24 protein-coding genes, 1 tRNA gene and 1 riboswitch are annotated in these 24,621 nt (G+C 60.9%); of the genes, 9 read left to right on the top strand and 16 right to left on the bottom strand.

Going from position 1 to position 24,621, the window contains the following annotated elements:
- Positions 1 to 103: 103 nt before the first annotated feature.
- The 4 genes from FP026_RS02210 (at position 104) to FP026_RS02195 (ending at position 2,975) form a co-directional block, all read left to right on the top strand.
- On the top strand, positions 104 to 532 hold the full coding sequence (locus tag FP026_RS02210; protein ID WP_149632991.1) for a hypothetical protein: 429 nt from the start codon (positions 104 to 106) through the stop codon (positions 530 to 532).
- Between the two features lie 140 nt (positions 533 to 672).
- A complete protein-coding gene (locus tag FP026_RS02205) occupies positions 673 to 1,338 on the top strand; it encodes a LexA family transcriptional regulator (RefSeq protein WP_149632990.1) in 666 nt (221 codons plus the stop codon).
- A 15-nt stretch (positions 1,339 to 1,353) separates the two neighbouring features.
- Positions 1,354 to 2,439, top strand: a complete 1,086-nt coding sequence (locus tag FP026_RS02200; RefSeq protein ID WP_149632989.1) for a thermonuclease family protein — start codon at positions 1,354 to 1,356, stop codon at positions 2,437 to 2,439.
- Positions 2,440 to 2,561: 122 nt separating this feature from the next.
- Positions 2,562 to 2,975 carry a tellurite resistance TerB family protein gene (locus FP026_RS02195; protein WP_112343752.1) on the top strand — a complete coding sequence of 138 codons (414 nt, stop codon included), beginning with the start codon at positions 2,562 to 2,564 and terminating at the stop codon, positions 2,973 to 2,975.
- Positions 2,976 to 3,041: 66 nt separating this feature from the next.
- Here the strand turns inward: FP026_RS02195 and FP026_RS02190 are convergent, their stop codons facing one another.
- The 3 genes from FP026_RS02190 to FP026_RS02180 form a co-directional block, all read right to left on the bottom strand.
- Entirely contained in the window at positions 3,042 to 3,887 is an 846-nt protein-coding gene (locus tag FP026_RS02190; RefSeq protein WP_246665213.1) for a transporter substrate-binding domain-containing protein, read from the bottom strand.
- 146 nt (positions 3,888 to 4,033) lie between these two features.
- Entirely contained in the window at positions 4,034 to 4,609 is a 576-nt protein-coding gene (locus FP026_RS02185) for an acyltransferase (protein WP_149632987.1), read from the bottom strand.
- Between the two features lie 120 nt (positions 4,610 to 4,729).
- The gene (locus FP026_RS02180) at positions 4,730 to 5,956 is read right to left on the bottom strand and encodes an MFS transporter (RefSeq protein WP_149632986.1); all 1,227 of its coding nucleotides are present in this window, start codon (positions 5,954 to 5,956) and stop codon (positions 4,730 to 4,732) included.
- A 101-nt stretch (positions 5,957 to 6,057) separates the two neighbouring features.
- On the opposite strand from FP026_RS02180, the gene FP026_RS02175 reads away from it, so the two are divergent.
- On the top strand, positions 6,058 to 6,966 hold the full coding sequence (locus tag FP026_RS02175; RefSeq protein WP_149632985.1) for a LysR family transcriptional regulator: 909 nt from the start codon (positions 6,058 to 6,060) through the stop codon (positions 6,964 to 6,966).
- A 19-nt stretch (positions 6,967 to 6,985) separates the two neighbouring features.
- Here the strand turns inward: FP026_RS02175 and FP026_RS02170 are convergent.
- A tRNA-Gly gene (locus tag FP026_RS02170) sits at positions 6,986 to 7,059 on the bottom strand.
- 58 nt (positions 7,060 to 7,117) lie between these two features.
- The gene (locus FP026_RS02165; RefSeq protein ID WP_188112473.1) at positions 7,118 to 8,212 is read right to left on the bottom strand and encodes a 2'-deoxycytidine 5'-triphosphate deaminase; all 1,095 of its coding nucleotides are present in this window, start codon (positions 8,210 to 8,212) and stop codon (positions 7,118 to 7,120) included.
- Positions 8,213 to 8,284: 72 nt separating this feature from the next.
- A riboswitch (SAM riboswitch) is annotated at positions 8,285 to 8,363 on the top strand.
- 43 nt (positions 8,364 to 8,406) lie between these two features.
- Between FP026_RS02165 and FP026_RS02160 the strand changes: the two genes are divergently transcribed.
- Positions 8,407 to 9,594: an O-succinylhomoserine sulfhydrylase gene (locus FP026_RS02160; RefSeq protein WP_149632983.1), complete on the top strand. Its 1,188-nt coding sequence runs from the start codon at positions 8,407 to 8,409 to the stop codon at positions 9,592 to 9,594.
- A gap of 81 nt (positions 9,595 to 9,675) precedes the next feature.
- Here FP026_RS02160 and FP026_RS02155 read toward each other — a convergent pair whose 3' ends face one another.
- Complete coding sequence (locus FP026_RS02155) at positions 9,676 to 10,389, bottom strand: DNA helicase (protein ID WP_149632982.1); 714 nt, start codon at positions 10,387 to 10,389, stop codon at positions 9,676 to 9,678.
- Positions 10,390 to 11,000: 611 nt separating this feature from the next.
- Between FP026_RS02155 and apaG the strand changes: the two genes are divergently transcribed.
- Positions 11,001 to 11,393, top strand: coding sequence for a Co2+/Mg2+ efflux protein ApaG (apaG, locus tag FP026_RS02150; RefSeq protein WP_120662911.1), 393 nt, complete (start codon positions 11,001 to 11,003; stop codon positions 11,391 to 11,393).
- Positions 11,394 to 11,447: 54 nt separating this feature from the next.
- On the opposite strand, the gene FP026_RS02145 is transcribed toward apaG, so the two are convergent.
- The 3 genes from FP026_RS02145 to FP026_RS02135 form a co-directional block, all read right to left on the bottom strand.
- Positions 11,448 to 12,437 carry an Hsp33 family molecular chaperone gene (locus tag FP026_RS02145; protein ID WP_149632981.1) on the bottom strand — a complete coding sequence of 330 codons (990 nt, stop codon included), beginning with the start codon at positions 12,435 to 12,437 and terminating at the stop codon, positions 11,448 to 11,450.
- A 48-nt stretch (positions 12,438 to 12,485) separates the two neighbouring features.
- Positions 12,486 to 13,403, bottom strand: coding sequence for an ornithine carbamoyltransferase (gene argF, locus FP026_RS02140; protein WP_149632980.1), 918 nt, complete (start codon positions 13,401 to 13,403; stop codon positions 12,486 to 12,488).
- A 169-nt stretch (positions 13,404 to 13,572) separates the two neighbouring features.
- Positions 13,573 to 14,772 carry an aspartate aminotransferase family protein gene (locus FP026_RS02135; RefSeq protein WP_149632979.1) on the bottom strand — a complete coding sequence of 400 codons (1,200 nt, stop codon included), beginning with the start codon at positions 14,770 to 14,772 and terminating at the stop codon, positions 13,573 to 13,575.
- Positions 14,773 to 15,196: 424 nt separating this feature from the next.
- Between FP026_RS02135 and FP026_RS02130 the strand changes: the two genes are divergently transcribed.
- On the top strand, positions 15,197 to 15,733 hold the full coding sequence (locus FP026_RS02130; RefSeq protein WP_149632978.1) for a GcrA family cell cycle regulator: 537 nt from the start codon (positions 15,197 to 15,199) through the stop codon (positions 15,731 to 15,733).
- Between the two features lie 91 nt (positions 15,734 to 15,824).
- On the opposite strand, the gene phoB is transcribed toward FP026_RS02130, so the two are convergent.
- The 7 genes from phoB to phoR form a co-directional block, all read right to left on the bottom strand.
- Positions 15,825 to 16,508 carry a phosphate regulon transcriptional regulator PhoB gene (gene phoB, locus FP026_RS02125; RefSeq protein ID WP_004128368.1) on the bottom strand — a complete coding sequence of 228 codons (684 nt, stop codon included), beginning with the start codon at positions 16,506 to 16,508 and terminating at the stop codon, positions 15,825 to 15,827.
- A gap of 30 nt (positions 16,509 to 16,538) precedes the next feature.
- A complete protein-coding gene (phoU, locus tag FP026_RS02120; RefSeq protein WP_149632977.1) occupies positions 16,539 to 17,249 on the bottom strand; it encodes a phosphate signaling complex protein PhoU in 711 nt (236 codons plus the stop codon).
- 51 nt (positions 17,250 to 17,300) lie between these two features.
- A complete protein-coding gene (pstB, locus tag FP026_RS02115; RefSeq protein WP_149632976.1) occupies positions 17,301 to 18,116 on the bottom strand; it encodes a phosphate ABC transporter ATP-binding protein PstB in 816 nt (271 codons plus the stop codon).
- Positions 18,117 to 18,130: 14 nt separating this feature from the next.
- The gene (gene pstA / locus FP026_RS02110; RefSeq protein WP_149632975.1) at positions 18,131 to 19,465 is read right to left on the bottom strand and encodes a phosphate ABC transporter permease PstA; all 1,335 of its coding nucleotides are present in this window, start codon (positions 19,463 to 19,465) and stop codon (positions 18,131 to 18,133) included.
- A complete protein-coding gene (gene pstC, locus FP026_RS02105) occupies positions 19,462 to 20,943 on the bottom strand; it encodes a phosphate ABC transporter permease subunit PstC (RefSeq protein WP_149632974.1) in 1,482 nt (493 codons plus the stop codon). Before pstC ends, pstA begins: the two co-directional genes overlap by 4 nt.
- Positions 20,944 to 21,006: 63 nt before the next feature.
- Positions 21,007 to 22,041, bottom strand: coding sequence for a substrate-binding domain-containing protein (locus tag FP026_RS02100; protein WP_149632973.1), 1,035 nt, complete (start codon positions 22,039 to 22,041; stop codon positions 21,007 to 21,009).
- A 184-nt stretch (positions 22,042 to 22,225) separates the two neighbouring features.
- The gene (gene phoR / locus FP026_RS02095) at positions 22,226 to 23,482 is read right to left on the bottom strand and encodes a phosphate regulon sensor histidine kinase PhoR (protein ID WP_149632972.1); all 1,257 of its coding nucleotides are present in this window, start codon (positions 23,480 to 23,482) and stop codon (positions 22,226 to 22,228) included.
- A gap of 245 nt (positions 23,483 to 23,727) precedes the next feature.
- Here phoR and ppk2 point away from each other — a divergent pair, with 245 nt between their 5' ends.
- Complete coding sequence (gene ppk2 / locus FP026_RS02090) at positions 23,728 to 24,609, top strand: polyphosphate kinase 2 (RefSeq protein ID WP_149632971.1); 882 nt, start codon at positions 23,728 to 23,730, stop codon at positions 24,607 to 24,609.
- Positions 24,610 to 24,621 lie beyond the last annotated feature (12 nt).

Below are 24,621 nucleotides of genomic sequence, written 5' to 3'. Positions count from 1 at the left end.
CTATGTAAAGCTGTGCTGATAGGGCTTTGCACGAAAACGGCAGCCCATGTCCACGGTTTCCGTGATGGATTTGAGGTTTAACGCAGAAAATCCGGAGAATGACATGACGAAGGAACTGAAAATCGGCCTTGCGGCCATGCTTTTACCTGCCGCCTTTCTTCTCTCCACACCGGCTCTATCAGCCGAACCGGATGCGACGCGCTTCCAGCTGGAGCGCAGCGGCGATCATTTCATCCGCCTCGACAAGCGGACGGGCGCCATGTCCATTTGCCAGGACCAGGGCGGCAACCTCGTCTGCCGCATGGCCGCCGACGAGCGCGCCGCCTATGACGACGAACTCGATCGCCTCGCTGACCGCGTGACGAAACTGGAAAAGACCGTCGCCTCGAACACGGCATCGAGCCTGCCCAGTGACGCCGATGTCGACCGCACGCTCGGCATCATGCAGAAATTCATGCGCGGCTTCATGGGCATGGCCAAGGAATTCCAGAACGAGCAACCGGACGCCAAGCCGCAGCCGCAAAAGACCTGAAGCTGCAAAAATGCCGTGCGACGAAAGCACGGGGATAAAGGACCTTATTCCTATGCCGGCCTTTACTCGCCAAAATGCCTCGGTTAACCTTTTTTAAGAATTGAGCGCCGGGCGAGCCGGTGCGCGGATGCTGAGCGGCGATGCTGTCACATGAGCAGATATGGGGTGCGATCGACCGGCTTGCCGAGCGGCATGCCTTGACCGCCTCCGGCCTCGCACGCCGCGCTGGACTTGACGCCACGTCCTTCAACAAATCGAAGCGATTGAGCCAGGACGGCCGCCTGCGCTGGCCGTCGACGGAATCGATCGCCAAGATCCTGGATGCGACGGGAGCCAGCCTGGAGCAGTTTCTGAGCTTCATCCGGCCGAGCGAGCCGGCTGGCACCTTGGCGATGCACGGAATTTCGCCGGCTGGAAACGCCATTCCGCTGATTGGCTTTGCCCAGGCAGGCGCCGGCGGCTTCTTCGACGACGGCGGCTTTCCCGCCGGTCAGGGCTGGGACATGGTGGAATTTCCGGTCGCGGCCGGGCAAAAGGCCGGCGCCTATGCGCTCGAGGTGCAGGGCGAAAGCATGTTGCCGCTCTATCGCGACGGGGATATTCTGATCGTCGAGCCGGGCGCTCAGATCAGAAAAAATGACCGTGTCGTTGTGAAGACCCGCGAAGGTGAAGTGATGGCCAAGGTCCTGCTGCGGCAGAGCGCGAAGTCGATAGAACTCTTGTCGCTGAACCCTGAGCACCCCAACCGCAGTTTCGATCTTGCGGAGGTGGAATGGATCGCCCGGATCATATGGGCCAGCCAATAGGAAAGTTTTCTCGTTATGCGTCGTAACATTTGGCTTGTTGGCGTGACAGGCGCTGTCGTCGGTTCCTGGTTGACCCTCGTCGCGGTCCAAATCGGCGAGCACGGCTTTGCCCTGCCCGGCCGAGCCGGCGGTGCCACGACGGCTGAGAACAAGTCCGCCGCGACCGCGCCGACGGATACTGCCAAGGCCGACGCAAAAGCCGTCGAAATGACCAAGCAGGACGATACGACGTCGAGCAGATCGCAACCAGACAGCCAGCCGGCGGTGCAGGTGGCCAGCTCCACAAACGATAAGACCACTCTGCCGGTCACGGCCTCCGACAGCAGTTCGGAATTACCGGCGATTGCGGCTGCAGCATCGCCGGCCCCGGCAACCGACGATACCGCGAAAACGCCGGCCAGCGACGTTGCGAAGGATATCGCCGCCGCTCAGAAACCGGAGGCAGCAAACGCCACCTCGGACAAGGCTGCCGCCGCTTCCACAGTGGCGGCCACAGCCGATCCTGCCCCGGACAACCGAATCCCGGCCGACCAGATCGATAGGGAAGCGGCGGCAGCAGCACACCGGACCCTTCCCCCACAGCCGCAGCAGCAGGCTCAACCCAAGCCCGAGTCGCAACAGACTTCGCTCGATCCGGCATCCAGGCCGCCGGGGCAGACGACGACGATCGAGCTTGTCCGTCCCTTCGCCGACCAGGCGGGCATATTGACCCTTGGCGGCAGGAGCGTGCAGCTGAGCGGGATCATTCCGACCGACGTCGACCGGATGTGCACAGGCCCCAGCGGCGACAGTTGGCCCTGCGGCCAAGCAGCGCGCACGGCATTCCGCATGTATCTACGCGGCCGCTCCATCGATTGCGATGTGCCGGACCCCGCCTGGAAGGGCATGGTCAAGGGCGAGTGCCGCTATGTCCGCGTCGATCTCAGCGCCTGGCTCGTCCGCTTCGGCTGGGCCGATCCGGAACCGGACTCTCCGCTTGCGTCCCTTGTCGACGAGGCCAAGCAGAAGAAGCGCGGCATGTACGGAGACGATCCGCGCAAGAACGGGAAATCGACACTTGCGCCGCCGCCGGTCAAGGAAGATCCGCTCAATCCGATCTGACGCCTTGCTTCCGCTGCATAATTAATCCGTAAATCGATTCCGATTTAAGGAATTATGCAGTAACTTTTGCCATGAGACCGCGCGACTTTTCAGTCTGCCAAATTCAAAGGACTTCGCCTGTCATGAACAAGCCGCTTTCTGCTCACGAGGCCCTCATCTACGTCATGGTGCTGGCCTCGGCCGTCGACCGCACGATGAACGACCGGGAACTCAGCCGCATTGGCGAGCTCATTCACGCCCTGCCGGTCTTCAAAGGGTTCGACGACGAGAAGCTGATTTCCGTCTCCCGCGATTGCGCCAAGCTGCTTTCCAACAATGAGGGTCTGGATATCGTGCTCGAAACGGTGCGCGACACGCTGCCGGCGCGCCTTTATGACACGGCCTACGCGCTTGCCGTCGAAGTCGCTTCAGCGGACCTTTCGGTCAAGGCCGAGGAATTGCGCCTGCTCAGCCTGCTTCGCGACCGCTTCGGCCTGGATAAGCTCACCTGCGCCGCCATCGAGCGCAGCGCCATCGCCCGCTATCGCAAAGCCTGAAGCATTTTCCCGCCTTATGCATTCCCGACGGAAAATCGCCGCGCACGTTTCCCGGAACTGCTCCGATCAGTAAAGGCCGTAAGGGAAATAGCGCAGATAGATTTCCTGCAGCCGGCCGTCACGCGAAAGCGTGGCAAGGGCATGGTTGATTGCGGCCGTCAGATCGGCATCCTGCTGGCGCAGCATGATGGTCAAGCCTTCGCCGAGGAACTGCTGCGACAGATAGGGGCCGTCAAACAGAGCGCAGCATTTTTCCGCCGCCGGTGACGAGACCCAGAAGGAAAGCTGCAGGCCGTCGGCAAAGGCGGCATCGACCTTGCCGTCCTTGACGGCAGCCAGCAGTGTATCCTTGTCATCGAACGGCACCGGCTTGATTCCAGGGAAGAAGGCAGTCAGCATGGCCTGGTGCACTGTGCCCCTGACGACGCCGACCGAATGGCCCGAAAGCGACGCAGCCGTGGTGCCGCCGATCGACGCCTTGAGATTGCGCACGAAGCGGGCCGGCAGCATCAGGAAGGGGCGCGAGAAAGCGAAGCTCTTGCGCAGCTCGGGCGTCACTGCCACGCCCGCGATCACGGCATCGCCTTGAGAAGCCGCAAGTGCGCCCTGAAGCTCGCCAAAGGGCAAGGCCTGGATCTGGCACTTGTCTGCTATGTCGAGCTCGTCGCAGATCTTGCGGGCAAGCTCGACATGGAAGCCCGTAAGCTTACCGTTCTGATCGAGAAAATTGAAGGGCGGAAAATCGGTCGAGGTCAGAAAGCGCAGCCTGACCAGCGAGGACAGGTCCGGCTTCGGCAGACGTTCGCGCGCATCGAACAGGATCGGCAGGTTCGACGGCTTCGTCTCCTGGGCGGAAAGCGGCAGGGCGCAGGATACGAAGATCAACGCCGCATGCGCGATGAGCCGGGCCATGGAGATCGGCGACGAAAGGCAAACACGCATGGTCTTGATCCGGCCTCCGGTCGTAGCTGCACATTCCTGATTCATCGATACGATGTAGCAGAGTCACGCCGCAGGGGGAATATCGCGCTCGACACGGGCGGCGGCAGCACACGCGACTACTTTTTCACGCGGGCGAATTGTTCGACCTTTCCCGATCGCGAGCCGCCGGTTTCTCCGCGCCGCTTCAGCAGTCTTGCCGGAGCTCCGACATAGATGCCGTAGGGCTCCGTCTTTCCCTTGACGACGGCATTGGCACCGATGACGCATCCCTTGGCGACGTGGGCGCCGCCGAGGATCTTGGCTCCCGCGCCGATCCAGACATCGTCTTCGATGACGATCGGTTTCTTCGTCACGCCCTGAAGGCGGATCGGCTGCGAAACATCATCGAAATTATGATCGAAGGACACGATCATCGCGTGCGCGGCGATGCGCACGTCATTCCCGATGGAGATGCCGCCACGGCCTAGCAAAATGCTGTAATCGTTGAAGGAAACGTGGTTGCCGATTTCAATGCTGCCTTCTTGCGCATCGATGACGACACCCTTGCGGAAATGCACCCGTTCGCCAATACGAACATCGCCTCGCTTCCAGATGATCCGGGTGCCGAGCGGAACTTTCGTACTATGGGCGATCTTGAGCGCACCGCTCCGAAAGAGCGCCCTCAACCTGTAAAACCATGCAATACCGCGCATTCAGACGCTCCTAACAGGGGCGCCTTCTGTCATATCCGTCTGACGCTCACCTGAAGAGCTAAGACATGACCATGGCGATGCGGAGGCGGGACCGCAAGTACTGTTCCCTCCCTGCAGAGTTCATGCACGCGCGGCAAGGCCGGTGATCAAAGCAATCAACCCGAAGCCAGCTGCCGCCGCGCAGACCGCGATCCAACCGCCGAAATCCCACGCAGTGCCGGCAAGCGCCGAACCCAGCGCGCCGCCGAGGAAGAAGATGCCGACGAAGAGGCCATTGATGCGCCCTCGTGCCTCCGGCTTCAAAAGGTTGACGGCGCGACGTCCCAGGGTCTGATCACCGGTCACACCGACATCGAGCATCACGGCGCTCGCACCCAGAAGGATCAACAAGGCCACGGAGCCACCCGACCTTATCTCGCCGACCCAGGCGGCCAAGGCAATGGCGGCAAGCACGATCAGATGCGCGACAAGCGTCGCCGGCCGCGTCCAGCCGCGGTCGCCCATGCGGCCAAAGGCGGAGGTGGCGGCCGCACCGCCCGCCCCGACCAGCGCGAACAGAGCGATGCCGGACTGGCCAAGGGAGAATGGCGGCTGCGCCAGGCGAAGGGCGACGGAAGTCCAGAAGAGGCTGAAGCTCGCCATCATCAAGGCTGCGGTGAAGGCACGCAGACGCAGCACGGGCTCTTCCCGCAGCAGCTGAAATAGCGAGCCGATCAAGGCTCCATAGCTAGCGCTGACCAAAGGCCGCCGTTCGGGCAGACGCAGGGCCAGCACGGCCGCCAGAAGCGCAAGCGTCGCGGCACTCATGGCATAGAAGCTTCTCCAGCCCCAGAAATCGGCAACCAGGCTCGCCAGTGGGCGGGATACCAATATACCGACCATCACGCCGCTCATGACATTGCCGATTACCTGGCCGCGACGCTCGGGCGGCGTCATTGCAGCCGCGATCGGCACCAGGATCTGAATGGCGGAGCAGGCCGCCCCCAGGAGAAACAGGAAGATCAGAAGGCTCCACCCCGTCGGCGCGAAGGCGGCGGCGACGGCCATGACAAGAGCCGAGACGAGCATGCGCAGCACCAGCTGGCGGTTTTCCATCAGATCGGCCAGCGGCACGAGGAAAAAGAGACCAGCGGCATAGCCGAGCAAGGAGGCCATGGCTACGAGGCCCGCACCGCTTTCCGAAAAGCCGAGCGACGGGCCGATGATGCCGACCAGCGTCTGCGGCGCGAAGAGATTGAGGATAATGACACCGGTGGCAACGGCAAACAGCAATGTCGAGGGAGCGGCGACCGCCGCCGGCGCATCGTCTTCGGCTTCATGGGCAATGCGTTCGGGGACCTGGGACATGACCTCTCCAATAATTTCTGATAATATTGATAGCTAAGTTTATCGCCTTGCCGCATAATGCGGCAATTGAAATGAAATAATAATGATTATGCGAGTTCATCATGAACATTCATGATCTGGAAGCATTTATCGCCGTGGTGGAAACGGGCTCGATCGTATCGGCCTCCGCGCGCATCAACCTGACGCAGCCGGGCATCACTCGGCGTATCCAGAATCTGGAAGACAGTCTCGGCATTGCCCTGCTCGATCGTCAATCGAAGCCCCTCAAGCCGACCGCGGCGGGACGCGAAGCCTATGAGCATGGGCGCCGCGTCCTGCGTTCGCTCGACGATCTCAAGGCCGGCGTCTCGCCCGCCGGCGCGATCGGCGGCGAATTCCGCCTCGGCATCATGCCCTATCTCTCGGAGGCGGCGCTCTCGGCCCCGCTCGATCAACTCCGCAGCGAGTTTCCGCAATTGACGCTGCGCATCATCTCGGGCTGGTCGCCACAGCTGATCGAGCAGGTGGCGCATAGCCAGCTGGATGCGGCCACCGTCTGCCTGGCGGAAGGCGTCGAGCCGCCTGATAATGTCGTCGGCGATGTGCTCGGGATCCACAGCGTCATCCTCGTCGCAGCGCCATCGCTTGGCGTTCCCAAGGCGCCGCGGCTTGAAGAACTCTCGCGATTTCCCTGGATTATGAACCAGAGCGGCTGCGGCTTCCGCGCCTTCATTCATCACCGCTTCGAAGCCGAGCGCCTGCCCTTCGACGTCGCCGTCGAGGCGATGAGCGCCGATCTCAGAATGTCGCTGGTGGCGCGTGGCCTCGGCATCGGCGTTCTCACGCCCGCCGCAATGGCGGACAGCCGCTGGCGCAATGCCATTGAGATTATCGAGGCGCCGGATTTCACCCCGAAAGTTGTCAACTGGATGATACATCGCCCGCCGGCAGGACGGCTTGCGCGTCCGATCGCGAGCTTCGGCGAAGCGCTGGCGGAGGCGCTGAAGGCGAGAGCCCCGTTTTTGACGTGATGCAAATATTTTGGGATTTTGGAGCGGGTGAAGGGAATCGAACCCTCGTATTCAGCTTGGGAAGCTGCTGCTCTACCATTGAGCTACACCCGCGTGATCCCTTGAGATGTCCAACAGTTGCCGGCCTCTGTCAAGGCCGGTCAGCGACGGATCAAAGCCGGAAGTGCTTCGAGAGCTTGAGGCCCTGCGCCTGATAGTTCGAGCCGAGGCCGGAGCCGTAGAGGCTGCTTGGCTGTTCCAGCATGTGTTCGTAGATCAGGCGGCCGACGATCTGACCGTCCTCGAGGATGAAGGGTACTTCGTGGCTGCGCACTTCCAGCACGGCGCGGCTGCCGCGGCCGCCGGCCGGTGCGTGGCCAAAGCCCGGATCGAAGAAGCCGGCATAGTGGACGCGGAACTCGCCGACCAGCGGATCGAACGGCGTCATTTCGGCGGCAAAATGCGGCGGTACATGCACCGCCTCACGCGAGACGAGGATGTAGAACTCATCCGGATCGAGGATCAGCTCGGTGCGGCCGCGGCTATAGAGCGGCTCCCAGAAATCGAAAATATCGTGCTGGGCCTTCTTGTCGACATCGACGACGGCGGTGTGGTGCTTGCCGCGATAGCCGATCAGGCCTTCCTTGTCGCCGGCAAGATCGATCGACAGCGCGATGCCGCCGCCGGTGATGTTCGGCTTCTTGCTGGCAACCAGCGTCTCGGTTTCGTGCAGCGTCAGAAGTTCCGGCTCGGTGAGCAAAGCCTGGCCGACACGGAAGCGGATCTGCGACAGGCGCGAGCCGCGGCGAACGACGATCGGGAAGGTGCGCGGGCTGATTTCGAGGTAGAGCGGGCCGGAATAGCCGGCCGGGATCTTGTCGAACTCCTGCGCCCGATCGGTGATGACGCGGGTGAAGATGTCGAGACGGCCCGTCGAGCTCTTCGGATTGGCCGAAGCCGACATATCCTCCGGCAGGTCCAGGCGCTCCATCAGCGGCACGATATAGACGCAGCCGGTTTCCAGCACCGCGCCTTCCGAGAGATCGACCACATGCAGCTTCAGCCGGTCGAGCTTGTCGGCAACGAGATGCGAGGGACCGGGCATGAAGCTTGCGCGAACGCGGAAAGCATGCGCGCTAAGCCGAAGGTCAAGGCTCGCCGGCTGGATCTGATCAACATCCAGTTCTCTTTCGCTCGTCAGCCGTCCGGCTTCGAAGAGCGCCGCAATGGCGCGATCCGCTAAAATTCCTGTATTGCGAGCCATCATGCCTCTTTCATAATTCGCCGCAGACAAAACCAAACTCGGGGAATTGACGCAAGCGGTCAACGGCAGTATTGCAATTTATCCCGTGGTGATTTGGCCGGTCGGCTTGCAGCCACGTTAAACAAATGGCTAAAAAGACCGGGTTGAAACCGGTCTGCAATTGCGGCCGGTTTTTTTGTTTTGAAAGTGGTGATGGCATGAGCAAGACTTGGCGCCCCGCAACCCAGCTCGTTCACGGCGGAACGCTCCGCTCGCAATTCGGCGAGACATCCGAAGCAATCTATCTGACCCAGGGCTTCGTCTACGACACTTCGGAAGCCGCGGAAGCCCGTTTCAAGGGCGAGACGGACGGCTTCATCTACGCCCGCTATGGCAGCCCCACCAATGACATGTTCGAGAAGCGCATGTGCGCTCTGGAAGGCGCTGAAGACGCCCGCGCCACCGCTTCCGGCATGGCGGCCGTTACCGCCGCCATCCTCTGCCAGCTGAAGGCCGGCGATCATATCGTCGCTGCCCGCGCGCTCTTCGGCTCCTGCCGCTGGGTGGTCGAGACGCTCGCACCGAAATACGGCATCGAATGCACGCTCGTCGACGGCCGCTTCGTCGAGAACTGGGAAAAGGCTGTTCGTCCGAACACCAAGGTCTTCTTCCTTGAAAGCCCGACCAACCCGACGCTGGAAGTGGTCGATATATCAGCCGTCGCCAAGCTCGCCAACCAGATCGGCGCCAAGGTCGTAGTCGACAACGTCTTTGCGACGCCGCTCTTCCAGAAGCCGCTGGAACTCGGCGCCCATATCGTCGTCTATTCCGCCACCAAGCATATCGACGGCCAGGGCCGTTCGCTCGGCGGCGTCATCCTCTCCGACAAGCAGTGGATCGACGAGAACTTGCAGGACTATTTCCGCCATACCGGCCCGGCCATGTCGCCATTTACGGCCTGGACGCTGCTGAAGGGCATCGAGACGCTGCCGTTGCGTGTGGCGCAGCAGACGACGAACGCCTCCAAGGTGGCCGATTTCCTGGCCGAGCAGACCAGCAAGGTCGCCCGTGTGATCTATCCCGGCCGCAAGGACCATCCGCAGGCCGATATCATCGCCAAACAGATGAGCGGTGGCTCGACCCTCGTCGCCTTCGAGCTGAAGGGCGGCAAGGAAGCGGCCTTCAAGCTGCAGAATGCCCTGGAGATCGTGAAGATCTCCAACAATCTCGGCGACAGCAAGAGCCTGATCACCCATCCGGCCACCACGACCCACAAGAACCTTACCGACGAAGCCCGCGCCGAACTCGGCATTTCGCCGGGCACGGTGCGTTTCTCCGCCGGCATCGAGGACAGCGCGGATCTGGTCGAGGATTTCGCCCGCGCTCTTGCGCGGGTTTCCGCCTGATTGCAATCGAGCCGCCCAGAGAAAATCTGGACGGCTCGACCTGCCCTCATCGGGCAATCTCGCGGGAAATGGGGCAGCTCGTCAGCCGGCCACCTTGAACTCGACCAGGCCGTTGTTCAGGAAGACCATCTTGTCGAACAGCTTGAGATCCAGCGGATTCGGCAAGCGGACGTCCGAAAGATCGGGCAAGGGTTTCAGCGCCGGCTCATAAGAGCGGTCGATCTGCGAGACAAAGACGACGATCAAGCCTCTGGCGCGCGCAAACACCTTCAGCGTCTGAACCTGGATCATCAGCTCCGGTTTTTCCCGCTTCTGATCGAGCAGCTGCAGAAAATCGACCACGGCCAGCGTGCCGCGCGGTGCCTCGGCCAGCCTCTCGACGATATAATCGGCGCTGATGGCATCCGAATTGTCGAACTCGAACAGATCGGCAAATTCCGCATGATCGGCACCGATGACAGGAAAACGGTCCAGGACGACCTTTTCCGTATCCTCCAGCGTGAAGAAGACGCCCCGATTACCAGCCTTCATGGCTTCGACGGCGAGCCTCAGGCTCATCAGGGTCTTGCCGTGACCGCGCCGCGCGCCGATCAGCACCAGATCGCCCGGGCTTAAACGCGAATACAGCTCACTGATGGGTACAGCTGCGTTCGTTTTGCTTGCAAGCAAACTCCAGCCTCCAAAACCTTCACCGGCCGCGATGTGATCCAGCGCGGTATGCAAGGGGATATTCTGCTGACGGGACAGGAGCCTCGCCTTACGCTTCAAATGATAAACAGGGGCAGAAAGCCTCATATAAACCTCCTATTGCGAGCAGTGACCGCAACCCCTCCTTATGCCAGGCGCTCAAACAGTCGGTTTGGATATCGACGGCCCCGCATGAAATATACTTTCCCGAATGGAGGGGGGAGGCATGGGCGATGCCAGAATCAGATGATAGCCGAAATCTCCGCGACGGGAAATCGCTGCTCTATTCGAAGCGGAACATAAGACCGGACCAGGAATTATATGATCTGGAGATTTTGATTGCGGGAAGCACAGATATGATGATCGGCCTGCAAGTGCACCTGTAAGTGCGGCAAGCGTTTTTGCACGTTGAAGAAGGAGCCAGCGGCACTAAGGCGGGTAAGACCAAATGACAAGCAGATCGAGATACTTTTGGGAGCGCTCTGTTAACCTTCATCATTAGCCGTAATAGCTGAATTGCGGCACGCTCTGGCCGTTCACGGAAGTTTTCATCACGCCGTTCCTTGACGGAAGGAATAGGTTATAGGATACCGCTAGATATCCCGCACTTTGCGGGAGCAGTGGAAAGCGGATAAGATGCCGCGAAAAGGAAAATACTGGGACGTCCACCGCGCTTGAAAAAGCGCCGGACATTTCAGCGCAGTGGCAAGGTATCAGGCATGTATCGCGCCCTCACACGCGACATCGAGGTGGTCGTAGAACCATTTTATCTGGAGGAGCAATCCGATCCGGACGACGATCGTTATGTCTGGGGATACCGCATCGTCATCTCCAACCATTCCAAAACGGCCGTCAAGCTGGTGACGCGCTACTGGCACATCACCGATATGAACGGCATCGTGGATGAGGTGACGGGTCCCGGCGTGGTCGGCGAGCAGCCGCACCTGAAACCCGGGGATACCTATGAATATTCTTCCGGCTGCCCGCTGGACACGCCGTCAGGCATGATGTTCGGCCACTACCAGATGGAGACGGACGACGGGGAGTTGTTCCATGTCAAGATCCCCGCCTTCTCGCTGGATACGCCGAACCTGCTGCGCACGCTGAATTAGTGCAATTCCAGGAAAAGTGCGTAGTGGTTTTCCTGGAATTGCTTCTGAACAGCGTCAGGCTGCTTCAATCTCGGACACTTCGAAGCGATAGGTCGTCGAGCAGAACTCGCAGGTTACGGCGATTTCACCATTGTCCTGACTTGCGTCGATCTCTTCGGCCGTGAAGCCCTTCAGCACACCCTTCAGCTTGTCGCGCGAGCACGAACAGCGATCGAAAACCGCCTTCGGCTCGTAGACGCGCACGCCGCGCTCGTGGAAGAGGCGATAGAGAAGCCGCTCGGTACCGACCTGCGGATCCGTCAGCTCGTCGGCATCGATTGTTTCCACTAGGCTGCGCGCTTCCGCCCAAGCATCGTCTTCGGTATGATCGCGCAGGCCGGTATCGCCGTCGCCGCCATGCAGGTCCGGCTGGCGCATGCGCTCGGGAGCCTCCGGCAGAAACTGCGCAATCAGCCCGCCCGCCCGCCAGCGGTGACGCGGCTTGCCGTCACCATCGCGATCGAAGAGTTCGGCGGCACCCAGGCGCACGCGTGTCGGGATCTGTTCCGACTGGCGGAAGTACGTGCCGGCAATCTCCTCCAGCGAAGCGCCATCAAGCGCGACGATGCCCTGATAGGGTTGCGTGAAGCGGCCCTGATCGATGGTGAAGGCGAGCACGCCCTTGCCGAGCAGCTGCTCCGGCTCGGTCCGGCCTTCGGCAACGGCCTTTGCCAGCGCCTCTTCATCGAAACGGGCGTAGGCGCGGACATTTTCCGGAGTCGAGAAATCGGCGACCAGAAGATCGACGGGACCGTCGCCCTTGGTCTGCACCGTGAACTTGCCTTCGAACTTCAGCGATGTGCCGAGAAGCACCGTCAGAACAATGGCCTCGGCCAGAAGCCGCGCAACCGGCGTCGGATAATCGTGCCGGGCAAGAATTGTATCCAGCAGCGGACCGAGCTGCACGGCACGGCCGCGCACATCCAACCCTTCCACCTGAAAGGGGACGACGTGATCGTCACCGGCAAAATCAAACTGACCCAGCGAGGCGGCATTTTCAGCCATTGCTTTACTCCTACTGCGCCCGCGCCCTTGAGACGCGGCTTCATATCCTCAGATCGCGCCCAGGCACCAAGCAAGAATCGACTTTTGCGCATGAAGGCGGTTTTCCGCCTCATCGAAGACAACGGATTGCGGACCGTCGATCACCTCGTCCGTCACTTCCTCCCCGCGATGGGCGGGCAGGCAATGCATGAACAACGCGTCTTGGCCGGCCTGTGCCATCAAAGCCTTGTTGACCTGATAGGGCTGGAAGACGTTGTGACCGCGAGCCCGGTGTTCCTGATTCATGGAAACCCAGGTATCGGTTACCACGCAATCGGCGCCGGCGACCGCACGGTCTGCATCATGCGAGAGCATGATTTCGGCGCCCTCGTTGCGGGCCCAGTTCAGATAGTGATCCTTTGGCTCGGAACCAAGGGGCACCGCCATATTCATGCGATAGCCGAAGCGCGCGGCCCCTTCGATCAGCGAATGCAGCACGTTGTTGCCGTCGCCCGTCCAGGCAAGCGTCTTGCCCTTGATCGGGCCGCGATGCTCCTCGAAGGTCATGATGTCGGCCATGATCTGGCAGGGATGCGTATCGTCGGTCAGCGCATTGATGACCGGAACCGTCGCATGTTCGGCAAGCTCCAGCAGCCGCGTGTGATCGGTCGTGCGGATCATGATGGCGTCGACATAGCGAGACAGCACCTTCGCCGTATCGCCGATCGTTTCGGCGCGGCCAAGCTGCATTTCGGTGCCGGAGAGAAACAGCGTCTCGCCACCCAGCTGGCGCATGCCGACATCGAAGGAGACGCGGGTTCGGGTGGACGGCTTCTCGAAGATCATCGCCAGCATCTTGCCGGCCAGCGGCTTGTCGGCCGTGCCGGACTTCTGCGCCTGCTTTCGCACGATCGCATCATCGATGATATTGCGCAGATCGGCAGCCGGGACGGCAGAGAGATCGAGAAAGTGTTTCGGAGAAGCCATATCCTTACCTGTACTCCAGAAAAAACAATAACGCCCGCGTGGGGCACGCATAAGCCCTTAAATCGGCACCGATTTAGGGAAAGCTGATGCGATTCCTAAATGTTACTGCGTTCTTTGCGCGTCGCCTCGACGCGTGGCGCAGTAATCGCCCCGACTGCGGGCGTTGAACTCAAGCCGATTTCTTGATGCGGGCAGAGCGCGCGCGCTCGGCCGCACGCTCGAGACGGGCCAGACCTTCGCGTGCTTCGTCGGCGGTGACAACAAGCGGCGGCAGCAAGCGGATGACGTTATCGCCGGCCGGGACGCCAAGCAGGTGCTCGGCGCGGATCGCCTGCAGCAACTCCGCCTGCGGAATGGCCGCCTTGATACCCAGCATCAGGCCTTCGCCGCGAACATCCTCGATAATGTCGGGAAAACGGTCCTTCAGCGATGCGAGGCCCTGGCGGAAGACCAGGGCGATATCGCGCACATGCTGCAGGAAGCCGTCGGCGAGCACGATGTCGAGAACGGCATTGCCGACTGCCATGGCAAGCGGATTGCCGCCATAGGTCGAGCCATGCGTGCCTGCCTTCATGCCCGAAGCGGCTTCCGCCGTCGCAAGGCACGCACCGAGCGGGAAACCACCGCCGATACCCTTGGCGACCGCCATGATGTCAGGCTTGATCCCGGCCCATTCATGGGCAAAGAGCTTGCCCGTGCGGCCGACGCCGCACTGCACCTCGTCGAGGATCAGCAACAGGCCGTGCTCGTCGGAGATCTCGCGCAGACCGCGCAGGAACTCGTTGGTTGCAGCACGAATGCCACCTTCACCCTGTACCGGCTCGATCAGGATCGCAGCCGTCGCATCGGTAATGGCGGCGCGAACGGCATCGAGATCGCCGAACTGCACCTGGTCGAAGCCCGGCGCCTTCGGGCCAAAGCCTTCGATATACTTCTCCTGGCCACCGGCGGCGATCGTCGCGATGGTGCGGCCGTGGAAGGCGCCTTCGAAGGTGATGATGTGGAACTTTTCGGGATGTCCTTTGGCAAATTGATAGCGCCGCGCCGTTTTGATGGCGCATTCCAGCGCCTCCGCGCCCGAATTGGTGAAGAACACCTTGTCGGCGAAGGTCACCTCCGTCAGCCGCTTCGACAGCTTTTCCTGGCCAGGTACCTCATAGAGATTGGACAGGTGCCAGACCTTGTCGGCCTGCGCCTTCAGTTCTGCGACCAGATGAGGATGGGCATGACCCAGCGAATTGACCGCCACGCCGGCTGCGAAATCGAGATAGCGCTCGCCGCTTTCGGTAACCAGCCAGACGCCCTCGCCTCGCTCGAACCGCAGCGGAGCACGCAGATAGGTGTCGTAAAGCGGCGCGGTCTCTGCCATGGCATATCTCCTCGATCACAACTCTAAGGACCAATCGCTTCCCTTTGATGAAAGGGGTCCGAAAAAATCAAAAATGCCGCCTTGCGGCGGCCTTGGCACTATTGATGTTTTGCACCGCGATGTCAACAAAACTGCCGTTTTAGCAGGCGCGAGAAAGCGCTGTCGGCCAAAAGGGATGCGTTCGGCAGCAGCTATTGCAGAAATGCCACGCCGGGGCAGCAAGTTGGGGAAAACCTCGAAATCGATTCCTCAAGATTCCCGCGACTCTTGTCACGGAGTCAGCCTCACACTAGGTTAAAAAGCAATTGCTAGACTGCATGCGGCGGAACTAGTCACCACAATTTTAAAGCGTTTCGTGCCTCGATCCCATGCGAGGCAATGGTGAGGGATTCTGCCATCGGAAACGCGACAGCGGAGACAGGGCATGAATTGGACAGACGAACGCGTCGAGAAGCTGAAGAAGCTGTGGTCCGAAGGGTTGAGCGCCAGCCAGATTGCGGCGCAGCTTGGCGGCGTGAGCCGTAATGCCGTCATCGGCAAGGTGCACCGCCTGAACCTTCCCGGCCGAGCGAAGGCCGGCGGCACGGCGACTACGGCCCGCACGCCGAAGCGCAGCAGTGCTGCACCCCGCGCCACGAGCTATGGATCGCGCGTTGCTACCCGCACGGTGGTCACCCGCCAGCAGGGCGCAACCATGCTGAAGGAAGAGATCGAGGTCGATTCCGTCAACGAAATCCAATATCGCCCGGCATCGAACGTCGTCGTTCCGATCTCCCGCCGCCTCGGCCTGACGGAACTGACCGAGCGCACCTGCAAGTGGCCGGTCGGCGATCCGCTGAAGGACGATTTCCACTTCTGCGGCAACGAGAGCCCTGATGCATCGCCCTATTGCGGCTACCATCAGCGCCTGGCTTACCAGCCGGTGCATGAGCGCCGCCGGCCGGCGCAACCACGCGGCTGAGACGCGCCATCGATGAGATAAAAGAAACGGGCCCTTCGGGCCCGTTTTCTGTTTCCGCCGCTATGTCGAGTGCCTGATCGGGTATCCCCGCTCAGGCTTCCATGGAGTAGCCCGCGCCACGAACGGTGCGGATGACATCCTGCATATTGGAGAAATTGAGCGCCTTGCGCAGGCGGCCGACATGGACGTCGACTGTACGTTCGTCGACATAGATATCATGCCCCCACACGCCGTCGAGCAGCTGCGAACGCGAGAAGACGCGGCCCGGCGAGGACATCAGGAATTCCAGCAGGCGGAATTCCGTCGGCCCCAGCCGCACTTCGCGGCTCTTGCGGTGAACGCGATGGGTTTCGCGGTCCAGCTCGATATCGCCGCAACGCAGCACCGTGGAGAGAACCTCCGGACGGGCGCGCCGCAGCATCGCCTTGACGCGGGCCATCAGCTCCGGCGTCGAGAACGGCTTGACGACATAGTCGTCCGCGCCGGTGGAAAGCCCGCGCACGCGCTCGCTTTCCTCGCCGCGGGCCGTCAGCATGATGATCGGCAGGCGTTCCGTCTCCGGCCGCATGCGCAGCCGGCGGCAGAGCTCTATGCCCGATACGCCGGGGAGCATCCAGTCGAGGATCAGGAGATCGGGGATGCGCTCCTGGAGACGCAGCTCGGCCTCATCGCCTCTGAGGATCGTGTCGACCTCGAAGCCTTCGGCCTCGAGATTGTAGCGCAGCAGAACGCTCAGCGCTTCCTCGTCTTCTACAACAGCAACTCTCGGAACCATGCGCCTTTGGTCTCCTTTTTCGCTTCCAGATTATTCCGTCACCGCGCCGACGGTATTGGCGGTATCATCCTTTGGGCGCTCGCCTTCGGGCTGGGCGCCAGTCGCCATGTAATAGATCGTCTCGGCGATATTGGTGGCATGGTCGCCGATGCGCTCGATGTTCTTGGCACAGAAGAGAAGATGCGTGCAGGTGGTGATGTTGCGCGGATCTTCCATCATGTAGGTCAGCATCTCGCGGAAGAGCGAGGTGTACATGGCGTCGATTTCCTCGTCGCGCTCGCGGATCGATACGGCCTTGTCGGGCGAACGGGTGGCGTAGACATCCAGAACTTCCTTGAGCTGGCTCAGCGCCAGTTCGGAGAGATGCTCGATGCCGCGGGCGAGACGGCGCGGAACGCCGCCCTGAACGGCGATGACACGCTTTGCAGTATTCTTGCCGAGGTCGCCGACGCGTTCCAGATCGGAAGCGATGCGGATCGAACCCATGATCTCGCGCAGGTCGGCAGCCATAGGCTGGCGACGGGCGATGGTGACGATCGCCTTGTCGCCGACTTCGCGCTCGGCATGATCGAGGATGACGTCGTCGGAGATGACCTTCTGCGCAAGAGCAGTGTCGCTTTGGACCAATGCGCGTACGCTGTCGCTAACCATCTGCTCGGCCAGGCCGCCCATTTCCGCAATGCGGCGCGTCAGGAACTTCAGGTCTTCGTCATAGGCAGAGAGAATGTGTGTGGAGACCATTTTTCTATCCTCAAGGTGAACTGTGTGAAAGGGGCCGCGCGCCTGATATCATCAACCAAAACGGCCCATGATGTAATCCTGCGTGCGGTAATCGTCGGGATTGGTGAACATTTTATCGGTGTCGTTCTCCTCAACCAGATGGCCGAGATGAAACATCGCGGTGCGCTGCGAAACGCGGGCTGCCTGCTGCATGGAATGCGTCACGATGACGATCGTGAAGTTTTCCCGCAGCTCGTGGATGAGATCCTCGACCTTGGCGGTCGCGATCGGATCAAGCGCCGAGCACGGCTCGTCCATCAAGATGACTTCCGGACTGACGGCAACGGCGCGCGCGATGCACAGGCGCTGCTGCTGACCGCCCGAAAGGCTGGTGCCGGCATCGTGAAGTCTGTCCTTGACCTCGCCCCACAGGCCCGCCTTCTGCAGGCTGGTCTCGACGATATGATCGAGATCGGCCTTGGAGCGATGCAGGCCATGGATGCGCGGCCCGTAGGCGACGTTTTCGTAGATCGACTTCGGAAACGGGTTGGGCTTCTGGAAAACCATGCCGACGCGCGCGCGCAATTCCACGACATCGATGTTGTTGTCGTAGACGTCCTGATCGTCGAGCGTGATCTTGCCGGTGACGCGGCACGTTTCGATCGTATCGTTCATGCGGTTGAGGCAGCGCAGGAAGGTGGACTTGCCGCAGCCTGAAGGGCCGATGAGCGCCGTCACCGTATTGGCGCGGATCTTCAGGTTGACGTCGAAGAGCGCGCGCTTGTCCCCATAAAAGACCGAAACGTCCTGGCCGATCATCTTGTAGGGGATCGTGGTCATCTTCTTGGCCAAGGCTCTTTCGCTTGTGGCTTCACTCATCATGTTCATTCTTCGGCCCTCCCTCACCAACGCCGCTCGAAGCGGCGGCGCAGCAGGATGGCACCGATGTTCATCGCGACGAGGAAGAAAAGCAGGACGATGATGGCGCCGGACGTTCTTTCGACGAAGGCGCGCTCGGCCTCGCTCGCCCACATGTAGATCTGCACCGGTAGCGCCGTCGAGGGATCGAGAGGCGATGTCGGATAGTTGGCGACGAAGGCGACCATGCCGATCAGGAGCAGCGGCGCCGTCTCCCCGAGCGCATGGGCAAGCCCAAGGATGGTGCCCGTCAGGATGCCCGGCATGGCGAGCGGCAGGACATGATGGAAGACCACCTGCATACGCGACGCGCCGAGGCCGAGCGCTGCGCTGCGGATCGACGGCGGCACGGCGCGTAGCGCCGAGCGTGTGGCGATGATGATCATAGGCAGCGTCATCAGGCTCAGCACCAACCCGCCGACGAGCGAGGCCGAACGCGGCAGCCCCATCGTGTTGATGAAGACCGAGAGGCCCAGCAGGCCGTAGACGATGGAGGGTACGGCGGCGAGATTGTTGATATTGACCTCGATCAGATCCGTCAGCCGGTTCTTCGGCGCAAACTCCTCCAGATAGATCGAGGCGGCAACACCGACCGGCAAGGCAAGCACGAGGACTGTCAACATCAGATAGAGCGAGCCGATCAGCGCGACGCCGAGACCGGCGGCTTCCGGGCGGCTGGAATTGCCCGCCACGAAGAGACCGGTATTGAACGCCTTGTACAGGGCGCCGCTATTGCTGAGTTGTTTCATCCAGGCGACCTGTCGGTCGGATATCTTGCGGTCCTTCTCATCGACGGTAAGATCGATTTGCCCTTTGTTGGCGGAATCGACATTGGCACTGGCAAGGAAGGTGACGTTCTGCGTCGTCCCTATGATCGAGGGATTGGCGACGACCTTGTCGCGCAGCGCGATCCTGGCGCCCTCCGACACCATCGCCATCGCCTCTCGGACGAGCGCGCGATTGGCGGGATCGATACTCAAGGTTTTCACCAGCGCGTCGCGCACCAGAGCCGGATAATTGGCTGCTATCAGCACCTTCGGATCGGTGGCTCGCTTGGCCGTGGGGTCGATCACCTTCGCGGTGAATTCGATCGGCAGGGTGATCGATGTCTGAACAAAGGCGGTGTAGCCGGTGCGCACCACGGTCGAGACCAGGATGGCAAGGAAGATGAGGCCGAAGATGACGGCCGTGAAGCCATAGGCGCGGAAGCGACGCTCGGCGGCATAGCGCCGTTTGATGCCGATATCACGCCGCACTGGGGCGCCCGGCGTGAGCCCGCGCGGCATATTCGACACCGGAGAGGATACGATGCCGCTCATTCGTATTGCTCCCTGTAGCGGCGGACGATGTAGAGAGCATAGACGTTGAGGCACAGCGTCAGGCAGAACAGCGTAATGCCGAGCGCAAAGGCGACGAGCGTCTGCGGCGAGGTGAACTCCAGGTCACCGGTCAGCTGATTGACGATCTTCACGGTCACGGTGGTCATGGGCTCGAAGGGATCGAGCTGCATGCGGGCGGCGACGCCGGCAGCCAGCACCACGATCATCGTTTCGCCGATCGCGCGCGAAGCTGTCATCAAGAGCGCGCCGACAATGCCCGGAAGCGCTGCCGGCAGCAGGACGCGCTTGACCGTTTCCGAGCGAGTGGCGCCGAGGCCGAGCGAGCCGTCGCGTAGCGACCGCGGCACGGCCATGATGATATCGTCCGACAGCGAAGAGACGTAAGGGATGAGCATGACGCCCATGACGAAGCCTGCCGTCATCACGCTCTGAGCCTCGATGAAACTTCTGTAACCTCCCGTCAACAGACCATCGATCTCGGCCGAGATGTCCCTGAGGAAAGGACCGACGGTGACGAGGGCGAAGAAGCCGTAGACGATGGTCGGAATGCCGGCCAGAACCTCCAGCATCGGCTTGGCGATGGAGCGGACGCGCGCCGAGGCATATTCGGCCATATAGATCGCGGCGAACAAGCCGATGGGCACGGCGAAGAGCATGGCAACGAAGCCGATATAAATCGTTCCTGCCAGCAGCGGTATGAGACCGAAGGTGCCCGACATCAGCGAGCCGGCGCCGGTAAAGCGCGGATCCCAGACGGTTCCGAAAAAGAACTCCTTCGCGGGCACCATGCTGAAGAAACGCGCCGCTTCCGAAAGCATCGAAACGACGATCCCGACCGTCGTCAGCACGGCGATGGAGGAGGCGACGATCAACGCGCCGAGAATGACCTGTTCGACACGGTTGCGGGCGCGGAAACGCGGAGCGATGACGCGTAAGCCATAGAGCGCGCAAAGCAGCGACAGGAGGATTGCGACTGTCGACATCACCATCCGGCTGATTTCGCGCATGCCGTTGTATTTGTTGGCGGCATCGATCATGTAGCCGGTGGGACGGACCGCGAGCGGCACGCCCTTCTGCGCCAGCAGCAATTGCAGGTCGGCCGTGCCGCCGGCAACTTCGGCAAGCTCCTGGTTCTCCAGCAGGCGCATACCGCGGGCGATGCTGCGCACCATGCCATAGCTGAGATTGAGCTCCGCCTGCGGCAGAGACTTTACCTCCTCCGGAAAGGATTTCGTCACCAGGCGATCGATGACGATGGGACTGGCGATCAACCAGGCACAGACGAGCGCCAGAGCCGGAAGCACCGCCCAGATGGCGGCATAGGCACCGTGATAGCCGAGCCGGGAATGCATGGATGAGGACCTGCCGCCCGACAGCGCAGCCGCCCTCACCCGCCCCAGCACGAAAGCGGAGGCGCCGATGACCGACAGGCACAGCAGCAGCAGCGATACACTCATTCTCATTCCCCGGCGAACGCCGGCGCAGCCATAGGGCCGCCCCGCCGCTCAGTCCTTACGCATTCACATGATCTTCCCATCCGCGAAATCCTTGCGGATTCGGTCGCGCTCGGCATCGGGCGCCGGCACGAGGCCATATTCGGCCAGCGGGCCGTCCGGTCCGATCATCTGATCGCTCGTGAAGAAATCGACATATTCCTTGAGGCCCGGGATGACACCCAGATGGGCCTTCTTGACGTAGAAGAACAACGGCCGCGACACAGGATAGGTGCCGTCGGCGATCGTCTGCCCCGAGGGCACGATGCCGCCGACGGTGGCGACCTTCAGCTTGTCGGCATTATTCTGGAAGAAATAGAGGCCGAAAACGCCGATGCCATGCTTGTTGGCATTGATGCGGGCCAGCGTCTCCGGATAGTCGCCGTCGATGTCGACCGCGACGCCATCCTTGCGCACGGCGATGCACTTCTCGGCCTGCTGATCGGCAGCCTTGACCGCGGCTTTGATCGCCTCAACTGCGCCGGAGGCCTTGCAGCCGGCGGCAAGCACCTTTTCCTCGAAGACTTCGCGCGTACCGTGCTTCTCGCCTGGAATATAGGCCGCGATCTCGAAGTCCGGCAGCGACGGGTTGATCTGCGACCACTTCTTGTAAGGGTTGGCAACCAGCCTGCCATCGACGACGACCTCGGCAGCGAGCGCCTTGTAAAGATCGACCGGCTCGAATTTGATGTCGGGGTTGCTCTTGTCGAAGGCGAAGACGATGCCGTCATAGCCGATCTTGATCTGCTGGATATCAGCGACGCCGGCGGCCTTGCAGGCTTGGACTTCGCTGTCCTTGATCGGGCGCGACGAATTGGCGATGTCGATGGAATCCGTTCCGACACCCTTGCAGAATTCCTTCAGCCCGGCCCCCGAGCCACCGGACTCCACAATGGGAGTCTTGAAATTGGTAAAGGTCTCGCCAAAGGACTCGGCGACGATCTTGGCATACGGAAATACCGTAGACGAGCCGGCGATCTGGATTTGATCGCGCGCCATGGCAGCACCTGAAAAGGCGGCCGACGCAACCAGCGCAAGAATGGATAATTTCAAAGCATTCATAATGAATCCTCTAATGAGCTTTGAAGAGCGCCGCGGCAGACGCCACATCCACCTTTTCAGCGATCCATTCTTACTGGCGAAAACACCGCCCTTTTATGTCAGGCGAGTGAAACAATTATGACAGTTCATCTAGCTGATATTGTTTGGATAAATCTGACCAGAAATGGAGGATTCACAGAGGTATTCAGAAACGGACGGTAAAGTCGGTTCCCTTCCCCACTTCGGACTTGACGATCAATCTGGCGCGGTGGCGGGTGAGAATGTGCTTGACGATGGCGAGCCCGAGACCGGTGCCTTTCTTGGAGCGGCTGTCCTCAACGTTTACGCGATAGAAGCGCTCGGTCAGACGCGGCACATGTTCTGCGGGAATCCCAGGCCCTTTGTCGGAGATGACGACCTCGACGGCCTGGCTCGCATCGCTTTTGAGGGAAACATCGACCGCTTTGCCCTCCTGACCATATTTGCAGGCGTTCTCGATCAAGTTTTCAAAAACCTGCACCAGCTCGTCGCGATCGCCCGATACCTCGACCTTGCCGGATGGCAGATGCAGGTTGATCGAGACGTCGAGATCCCCGGCAAGGGGAAGCAGCGAGTCGCGCACATGGCCGAGCAGCGGCACCAGATCCACCTTCTGATCCGGCGCGATATGCGACTTCAGTTCCAGCCTGGACAGCGACAGCAGGTCATCGACCAGCCTGCTCATGCGCGTCGTCTGGTCCAGCATAATTCCAAGGAAGCGCTGCTGAGCCTTCGGATCCGATTTGGCAGGCCCCTGGATCGTCTCGATGAAGCCCCGCAACGACGCGAGCGGCGTGCGCAATTCATGGCTGGCATTGGCGACGAAATCGGAGCGCATGCGATCGATGTGGCGCAGCTCGGATATGTCCCGGAAGGAGAGCAGGAAAAGCGCTTCCTGCTGCGCATCCGTCTCCGGCACGTCGATGGGCGCGATGCGGACAATATAGACGCGCTCCGAGGGCAGGCGCTCGGAATGCTCGATCTGGTTCGGCGTGTTGGTCGCGATGGTTTCGCGAACCATGTCGAGCAGGGCCGGCGAGCGCAGCTTCGAAGAAATATGGGCGCCGATCGGAAACGCACCGAAGGCTTTTTCGACGGCGGCATTCTGCAAAAGCACGGATGCCTCGCGGTCGATGATCAACGCCGGCGTATCGAGCGCCGCCAAGCCTGAGAAAACGGCATGCAACAATGTCTGCGGATCGACCGGCGCCGGTTCGGCCTGCGACGGCACCACCACGCGCTCCACCAGCGGCGGGCGCAGCAGCGTGACGATCATGACGATGATCCAGATCCAGAATACGGCGCCGGTATTGATGCCTTCAATGAGCGCAAGTATGGCGATGAGCGTCGCCAAGATGAGGATGGCAACCTCCTGCCGCAGCCGCGCCGTCAACTTCCTGACAAATGACCATTCATCTTCCAAATGCGCCCGTCCCTTCGCCTACCATCATGGAATGCTGGATTCCGCGTCTTAGACGTGATTCATGACAGAAGTATTCGGCTCCATCCACAGAAGCCGGTAACTGACCATAATAAATGTAGCCGGCAAAAGAGGAAGTGGGCAAAGGGCTTGAAACTATTGGATAAAAGCTCCAATTTCCCCGAAGAGCTTTTTTGCCGCGGCCGAGCGGCAGGATTAACGAAGCGTAAACAACCGAGGAGCCGATAATGGGAGAGGAAGCGGAAAGCCGCGCTGTGGAACTGGATATCCATGGCACAAAGCGCCTGTTCGATGTCGATGACCCCGTTCTGCCAAGCTGGATCGACGACGAGGCGCTGACATCAGGCGACTATCCCTACAAGAAGAAGCTCAAGGAAGAAGACTATCTGGAGGAGCTGGAGGTACTGCAGATCGAGCTCATCAAGGTACAGTTCTGGCTGCAGGCGACCGGCAAGCGGGTGATGGCGCTGTTCGAAGGGCGTGATGCTGCCGGCAAGGGAGGATCAATCGCCGCGACCTCGGCGCATATGAACCCCCGCCTGGCGCGCGTCGTGGCACTGACCAAGCCGACGGATCGCGAGGCCGGCCAATGGTATTTCCAGCGCTATGTCGCCCAGTTTCCGACGGCGGGCGAATTCGTGCTGTTCGACCGTTCATGGTACAACCGCGCCGGCGTGGAGCCAGTCATGGGTTTCTGCACGCCGCAACAATATGAGCAGTTCCTGAAGCAGGCCCCCAGGATGGAAAAGCTCATCGTCCAGGACGGCATTCATTTCTTCAAATTCTATCTCGATATCGGCCGGGAGATGCAGCTGAAGCGCTTCCACGACCGGCGTCATGATCCACGTGCCGTCTGGAAGCTTTCCTCCATGGATATCGCCGCCCTGCCGAAATGGAAGGATTACAGCGAAAAGCGCGATCGCATGCTGGAGGAAACGCATACCGATCATGCGCCCTGGACCGTCATCCGCGCCAACGACAAACGACGGGCGCGCTTGAACCTCATCCGTCACATTCTGCTGACGCTCGACTATGACGGCAAGGACAGCAAGGCCATCGGCGAAATCGACGACAAGATCCTCGATACGGGAACAGGCTTTGTCAAATAGACGAGAGATCGT

Source organism: Martinezella tropici, assembly GCF_008370325.1.
GTDB classification, from domain to species: Bacteria; Pseudomonadota; Alphaproteobacteria; order Rhizobiales; family Rhizobiaceae; genus Rhizobium; species Rhizobium tropici_B.
This window is presented reverse-complemented; position numbering and strand designations above follow the sequence as displayed.